This window comes from Actinoplanes flavus, assembly GCF_017592555.1.
Classification (GTDB): Bacteria; Actinomycetota; Actinomycetes; order Mycobacteriales; family Micromonosporaceae; genus Actinoplanes; species Actinoplanes flavus.
This window is the reverse complement of the sequence record NZ_JAGFNS010000026.1, coordinates 61,247-67,754: the sequence shown is the minus strand read 5'-3', so window position 1 is coordinate 67,754 and position 6,508 is coordinate 61,247. Positions and strand designations below refer to the sequence as shown.

The 6,508-nt window shown below is 68.6% G+C and carries 4 protein-coding genes; 2 read left to right on the top strand and 2 right to left on the bottom strand.

Annotated elements, in window-relative coordinates; translation table 11 throughout:
• Window positions 1–74: 74 nt before the first annotated feature.
• Together J5X75_RS32035 and J5X75_RS32030 are read right to left on the bottom strand one after the other, a co-directional pair.
• On the bottom strand, window positions 75–3,002 hold the full coding sequence (locus J5X75_RS32035; protein WP_208471337.1) for a carbohydrate binding domain-containing protein: 2,928 nt from the start codon (window positions 3,000–3,002) through the stop codon (window positions 75–77).
• Window positions 3,003–3,240: 238 nt separating this feature from the next.
• On the bottom strand, window positions 3,241–3,915 hold the full coding sequence (locus J5X75_RS32030) for a TetR/AcrR family transcriptional regulator (RefSeq protein WP_307798386.1): 675 nt from the start codon (window positions 3,913–3,915) through the stop codon (window positions 3,241–3,243).
• A gap of 80 nt (window positions 3,916–3,995) precedes the next feature.
• Here J5X75_RS32030 and J5X75_RS32025 point away from each other — a divergent pair, with 80 nt between their 5' ends.
• Together J5X75_RS32025 and J5X75_RS32020 are read left to right on the top strand one after the other, a co-directional pair.
• On the top strand, window positions 3,996–5,420 hold the full coding sequence (locus J5X75_RS32025) for a DHA2 family efflux MFS transporter permease subunit (RefSeq protein ID WP_208471334.1): 1,425 nt from the start codon (window positions 3,996–3,998) through the stop codon (window positions 5,418–5,420).
• A 47-nt stretch (window positions 5,421–5,467) separates the two neighbouring features.
• Complete coding sequence (locus tag J5X75_RS32020; RefSeq protein WP_208471333.1) at window positions 5,468–6,427, top strand: magnesium transporter CorA family protein; 960 nt, start codon at window positions 5,468–5,470, stop codon at window positions 6,425–6,427.
• Window positions 6,428–6,508: the final 81 nt, after the last annotated feature.

Here is a 6,508-nt window from a genome sequence, read left to right as displayed (position 1 = left end):
CTTACTGGGCGGGGGTTTTTGGGGCGCCGGCGCGGGGGGGCCCACCCCGGCCCCCCGCGGCGATGGCGGGGTGGCTACTTCAGGTAGGCGGTGGCGGTGCCGACCTTGCCCGGCGCCGGGGTGGCGCTGGTGTTGAGGACGTAGACGCGGAGGTTGCCCTTGGCGTTCAGGTCGATCGTCAGGGAGCCGCCGGTGACCGTCTTGGTGTCACCGGTGACCGCGTCGACGTAGGTGCCGTTCGGGATGCCGCTGAAGGTCGCCCCGGCGGAGACGGCGATCAGCGCGAAACTGTCCACCCCGCCGGCGGTGTAGCGGCGCTTGTAGGCCATGTTGCCGCTGACACCCTCGGTCGAGTACTGGCCCATCTGCAGGGCGGGGACCGCCCGGCGGATCTGGTTGAGCCGCTGGAGGTGCTTGACCAGCGGCTGGTTCAGGGTCGTGGCGACCTGGCCGCTGGCCGAGCTGACCACCCCGTAGTCGCTGGCGGTGACGCTGCCGGCGAGGTTGGCGCCGTAGTAGGCCCGGCCGGTGGTGGCGAGCGGGCAGATCGGGCCGCAGTCGATCTGCTTGCCGGCCTGGAACTCGATCTCCGAGCCGTAGTACAGCGTCGGGATGCCACGGAACGTCCACATGAGCGTCATGTTCTCGGCCCAGGCGTCGGTGCCGCCGGTGTAGCGGGTCGAGGACTTGTTCGGCCCGTAGTCGTGCGAGTCGACGTAGACGACGTTGTAGGTGGCGTCGTTGACCGAGTCGTCCGAGTCCTTGCCGTTCCAGTAGGCGTTGTTCGCGTCGCTGAAGTTCATGTGCATACGCATGTCGATGATGTTCATGCCGGAGAACCGGCTGTAGTCGGGCGTGTGGTAGGTGTTGCCCGACAGGAACGCGTTGGTGCTGGTCGGCTGGTTGCCCGTACCCAGGTTGTTCTCGTAGTCGAACTGCTCGATCGCCGCGGTGACGTCGTTGGCCGAGTAGTCTTTCCGTTCCTTCCAGGTGAAGAACTGGGCGGAGTGGTTGACCGAGCCACGGTTCCACTTGTCGTTCACGAACGCCGCGACCTCGCCGAAGATGTAGAAGTCCTTGGCCTTGGTGGCGCCGTACTTCTCGGTGAGGATCTGCTGGAAGGCCGGCAGGAAGCGGCGGTTCCAGGTGACGCGCGGGATGTGCACGGCGGTGTCGATGCGGAAGCCGTCCACACCCATGTCGATGTACTTCTCGTAGGCCCCGATCAGGTAGTCCTGGACCACGGAGTTCTCGGTGTTGAAGTCGGCCAGGTCCTCGTGCAGCCAGCAGGACCGGGCGTCCTCACCCTCCCAGTTGCCGATCCAGCACTGGTGGTAGAGGTTCGACGGGAACATCTTGTTGGTGGGCTGCGGCCACTGGCAGTTGTAGAGGGTGTAGCCCTCGGGGCTCTTGCCGCCGGTCGCCACCCCGTAGTTGGGGCAGGTGTTGGAGGCGGGAGCGGTGCTGCTCCACAGGTCGCCGTTGTAGGTGCGGCCTTTGGCGAGCGCGTTGGTCGCCCCGGAGTCCTCCTCGAGCGGGTTGTAGGTCTTCCCGGCGACCTTCTCGCTGTAGTACCAGTTCCACTGGCTGTCCCGGACGCCGTAGACGGTCGGCGTGTAGAGGCCGTTCGCGCCCCAGCGGGAGCTGTGGTTGAGGACGATGTCCTGGTAGATCTTGAGGCCCTTGGCGTGGGCTTTGTCGATCAGCTCCTGGTAGGACGCGCCGTCCGACTCCAGCCGCGGGTCGACCTCGTAGAAGTCCCAGCCGTGGTAGCCGTGGAAGTCGTAGTCGGACCGGTTCAGCACGACCGGCGTGATCCAGATGGCGGAGAAGCCGAGGCCCTTGATGTAGTCGAGCTTGTCGACCAGGCCCTTGAAGTCGCCCCGGAACATCGGGTCGCCGTTGGCCTCGTTGCCGGACTTGGTGTGCTGGCTGCCGCCCCGGTTGTTGGTGGTGTCACCGTCGTTGAACCGGGCGGTGAGGATGAAGTAGATGCTGTCCTTGCGCGGGTCGCCGCCGAGCATCTCGCCGCCGGCCGGAGCCGGGTCGGCCGCGCCGGTGGTGACGGTCGCCGAGGCGGCGGTGGAGAGGTTCCCGGCCGCGTCGAGCGCCTGCACCTGGTAGGTGTAGGCGGTGTTGGCGCTCAGTCCCCGGTCGGTGTAGCCGGTGGTCGAGCTGCTCAGCACCGTGCTGCCCCGGGTGATGCGGTAGCCGGCGACGCCCACGTTGTCGGTGGCGGCGGTCCAGCCGAGGGTGACCGTGGTGCCCGCCGCGGTGGCGGTCAGCGCGGTCGGCGGGGTGGGGGCGGTGGTGTCGGCCGGGGCGGTGGTGCACGGGCTGGTCGCGTTCGCGGTGACGACACCGCCGTTGACGGTGATCGTCCCGGTGCCCAGCGCGTAGTTCCTGCCGGAGTTGTTGTCCCAGGTCCCGGACCCGTTGGTGAAGGTCGCCGACCATGCGGTGGCGGTGCCGAGGCTGACGGTCTTGCGGACCCAGCCGGTGCACGCCTCCTCGTTCATCACCACACCCGGAACCGTGGTCCAGGATCCGCCGCTCGGCGCGTAGTGCAGGTAGGTCGTGGTCCACGAGGTCTTGTAGTAGACCGTCGCCGCGTTGCTCGCCGTGCTGCACGGCACCGACGAGCTGACCGCGCCGCCGGAGACGGTGACGACGCCGGTCCCGACGCTGTAGTTGGCGCCCGAGTTGTTGTCCCAGGTGCCGGAGCCGTTGTTGAAGACGACCTGCATGCCGGTGGCGGCGCCGAGGTCGAGCTGCTTGACGTACCAGCCGGAGCAGCCGCTGTAGGCGCTCATCGCGACGCCCGGCGCGGTGGTCCAGGCTCCGCCGGTCGGGGCGTAGTGGATGTTCACCGTCGTCCAGGACGTGGGCGCCTGGTAGTAGACGGTCACCGTGGTTGCCGCGTTCGCGGCCGGGAGTTGCGTCGAGAGCAGCAGTGGTACGGCGCAGAGCACCGCAAGCGCTCTACGGAGTATTTGGGACATGGGGAGTGCCTCCAACCACCTCGGGGACGGCGGTGTCACGGGGGATATGCGGGCTTGACGAGTTGGTAATCCCGCGTTCATTTGCGCTGGACGCTAGCAAGTTCTTTCAGGGGCTGGAAGAGCTGCGCAAGTTCTTGCAAAAAGATGCACTCAGATGTGTAGATGTATCCGCATGCGCACAGCCGTCGATGAGGCGCCGACGGCCGGGCGGCCTTCGGCGTCTATCCATTCGGGCGGTTCAGCGGTGTTGCGATCCTCCGGCCGCGGCCATCGACTCCACCGCGGCGAGCAGCAGATCAGCACAGAAGGCGTAGTAACGCTCCATGTCGGGCTCGTCCCGGTACGACGCGGCGAGCTCGACCATCATCGGGAACCGGTCGGCCGGCATGCCCTCGAGCTGCACCCGCTTCTGCCGCCGCCACTCCGGCTCCTGGTCGGACGGCAACCCGGGCGGGCAGCCCGGCTGGGCGCCGACGATGCCGATGCAGCCGTTCAGGAGGTAGGACGCGACCCAGAAGCCCTCCTCGACGGTGAATCCCGCCTCGGTCAGCAGGGCCAGGGTGTCGTTGGTGGCGCGGTTGAAGCTTTCGGTCCGGGTCTTGTCCACCGAGTGCAGCAGGGTCGGCAGCGAGGGGTGTGCCCGCATCACGCCGATCACGGTCTCGACCACGGCGCGTAGCCGTTTCTGCCAGGACTCGCCGGTGCGTGGATCCGAGCGGACCCCGGACAGCATGTGGTCGACCATGCCGAGGAACAGCTCGTCCTTGTTCTTGAAGTGCCAGTAGAGCGCCATCGGGGTGACGCCCAGCTCCTTGGCGAGCCTACGCACGGTGACCGCTTCCAGGCCCTCCTCGTCGGCGAGGCGCAGGGCGCGCTCGGCCACGGCCGCCTTGGTCAGTCGATCACCCGTCACTTGACAACCATACAACGTACAGGTCTCATGTACGAGGTACATGTACGTTGTACATGGACGCCGTACAGGGGAGAAGACTGATGAAGAACAGCCGGCGGTGGTGGGCGCTCGTCGCGGTGGCGCTCGGGACTTTCATGACGTATCTGGACAACAACGTGGTAAACGTCGCACTACCCAGCATTCAGCGTGATCTCGGCCTGAGCATCGCCGGCCTGGAATGGATCACCAGCGCGTACATCCTGGTCTTCGCCGGCCTGCTGCTGGCCGGTGGCCGCGTCGCGGACGTGCTCGGCAACCGGTTCGCGTTCCTGTCCGGCCTGGTGATCTTCACGGGCGCCTCGGTCGTGGCCGGGCTCGCCGACGGTCAGGCGCTGCTCATCGGCGCCCGGGCCGTGCAGGGCGTCGGCGCGGCGCTGCTCGCACCCGCGTCGCTGGCCCTGCTCCAGGAGCTGTTCCCGGAACCGAAGGAGCGGGCCGCCGCCATCGGGGTCTGGGGCGGGGTGGGCGCGCTCGCCCTGGCGGTCGGCCCGTTCACCGGCGGGGTGCTCAGCGAGCACGTCTCCTGGGGCTGGATCTTCCTGATCAACCTGCCGATCGGTGTCGCGACGCTGGCGCTGACCCTGTTCAGCGTGCCCCGGCGCACCCTCCGCGGCCGCTCGGCGGGAGTGCTGCGCCGCCTCGACCCGGCCGGGCTCACGGCTTCCTCGACCGGGCTGTTCGCGCTGACGTACGCCCTGATCGAAGGCGACGCGGAGGGCTGGACCTCGCCGCTCATCCTGGGGTCCTTCGGGGTCGCCGCGGCGGCGGCCGTGCTCTTCGTGATCCTCCAGAACCGCAACGCCGACTCGATGGTGGATCTCGCGTTCTTCCGCTCCCGGATGTTCACCGGCGGCCTGCTGGCGATGGGCCTGTGGGCGTTCGGGGTGTTCGGCATCTACTTCTACATGGCCATCTACCTACAGAACGTGCTCGGCTTCACGCCGACCGAGGCGGGCGCCGCGTTCATCCCGATGGCGATCATCACGGCCGCCGGCGCGGTCCTGGCGCCCCGCCTGGAGCTGCGGTTCGGCGTGGCCCGGGTGACCGCTTTCGGTCTCGCGGTGATGGCGGCCGCGATCGGCGGCATCGCCCAGTACGGCGAGGGCACCACCTACGGCGACCTGCTGCCCTGGTTCCTGCTCTACGGCGTGGGCGGCGGGCTGCTCATCCCGCTGAACACCGTGGTCGTCGACGCGCTGCCGCCCCAGCGGGCCGGGATCGCCTCCGGGATGCTGAACGTCTCCCGCGAGGTGTTCGGGCTGCTCGGCGTGACCGTTCTCGGCGCGATCCTGACCAACCGGGCGAACGCCGCCGCCGGCACCGAACTGCACCGCTACCTCGAGGGGTACCGGTTCTCGCTGGTCGTCGCCGCGGTCCTGGTGGCGGTCGGCGTACCGGTCAGTCTCTGGATGTTGCGGCGCGAGCCGGCGTCCTCGCCGGCGCCGAAGGTCCTCGAGACGGTCTGACCCGCGGCCCGGTTCCCCCGCGTCCGGGGGATGGGCATAGTGGGTGCGTGAGCAGCCGTCTCTACGTGAATGGCCGCCTGGTGGCGGCGGGGTTCGACGCGGCCCCGGCGGGCGCCCGGCTCAGCGCGGAGCCGGGCGCCGTGCTGTGGCTCGACCTCTTCGACCCGGGCCCGGACGAGTTGCGGGCCCTCACCGCCGAGTTCGAGCTGCACCCGCTCGCCGTCGAGGATGCGGTCACCGAGCGCGAACGACCGAAACTGGACCACTACCACCACCATCTGTTCCTCAACCTCTACGCGGTCGCGTTCGACGACGAGGTGCGCAAGACCGAGATCAGCGCGTTCATCACGCCGCGCGCGCTCATCACGGTGCGTAAGTCGCCCGACGAGGTGGATCTCTCTCTGGACCGGTGGGAGGCCGACGAGCGGCTCGCCGCCGGCGGCGTCGCTTTTCTGGTGTACGGGCTGCTCGACGCCGTGGTCGACGGACAGTACGCGGCCGCCCAGCGGATCGACGAGAGCATGGACGGCGTCGAGGACCGGATGATCGGCGAGGGCGCGGCACCCCGCGATGTCCGCCGGCGCGGCTTCGCCCTGCGCCGGACCCTGGCCACCCTGCGGCGGGCGGTCGCCCCGATGCCGGACGTGGTGCGCGAGGTCGGCCGGGCGCTGGCCGCCGCCGACGACCACCACCTGCGGCCCTACTACCGGGACGTCGAGGACCACGCGCGGCGGGCCGTCGACCTGATCGAGCACTCCCGCAACCGGATCACCGAGCTGCTCGACGACGACCTGGCCGAGCAGAACAACGTGCTCAACGACGTCACCCGCAAGCTCGCCGCCTGGGCCGCCATCATCGCCATCCCCACGGCGATCACCGGCTATTTCGGACAGAACGTGCCCTACCCCGGCTACGAGAAGTGGTGGGGATTCCTGATCAGCACCGGTTGCATCGTCCTCACCGGCAGTGGCCTGTACGCCTTCTTCAAACGCCGCAACTGGCTGTGAATCGGTTCAGCAACCGTTATCCACAGGGGGTCCCAGGTCCGTCACCCGATCGCGTAACGTTCCCCGGCAACCGGGGGAGGG

Bases quoted from the DNA above. Each gene is read 5' to 3' on its own strand.
- J5X75_RS32025 (WP_208471334.1), top strand. From the start codon at position 3,996: ATGAAGAACAGCCGGCGGTGGTGGGCGCTCGTCGCGGTGGCGCTCGGG.
- J5X75_RS32035 (WP_208471337.1), bottom strand. From the start codon at position 3,002: ATGTCCCAAATACTCCGTAGAGCGCTTGCGGTGCTCTGCGCCGTACCA.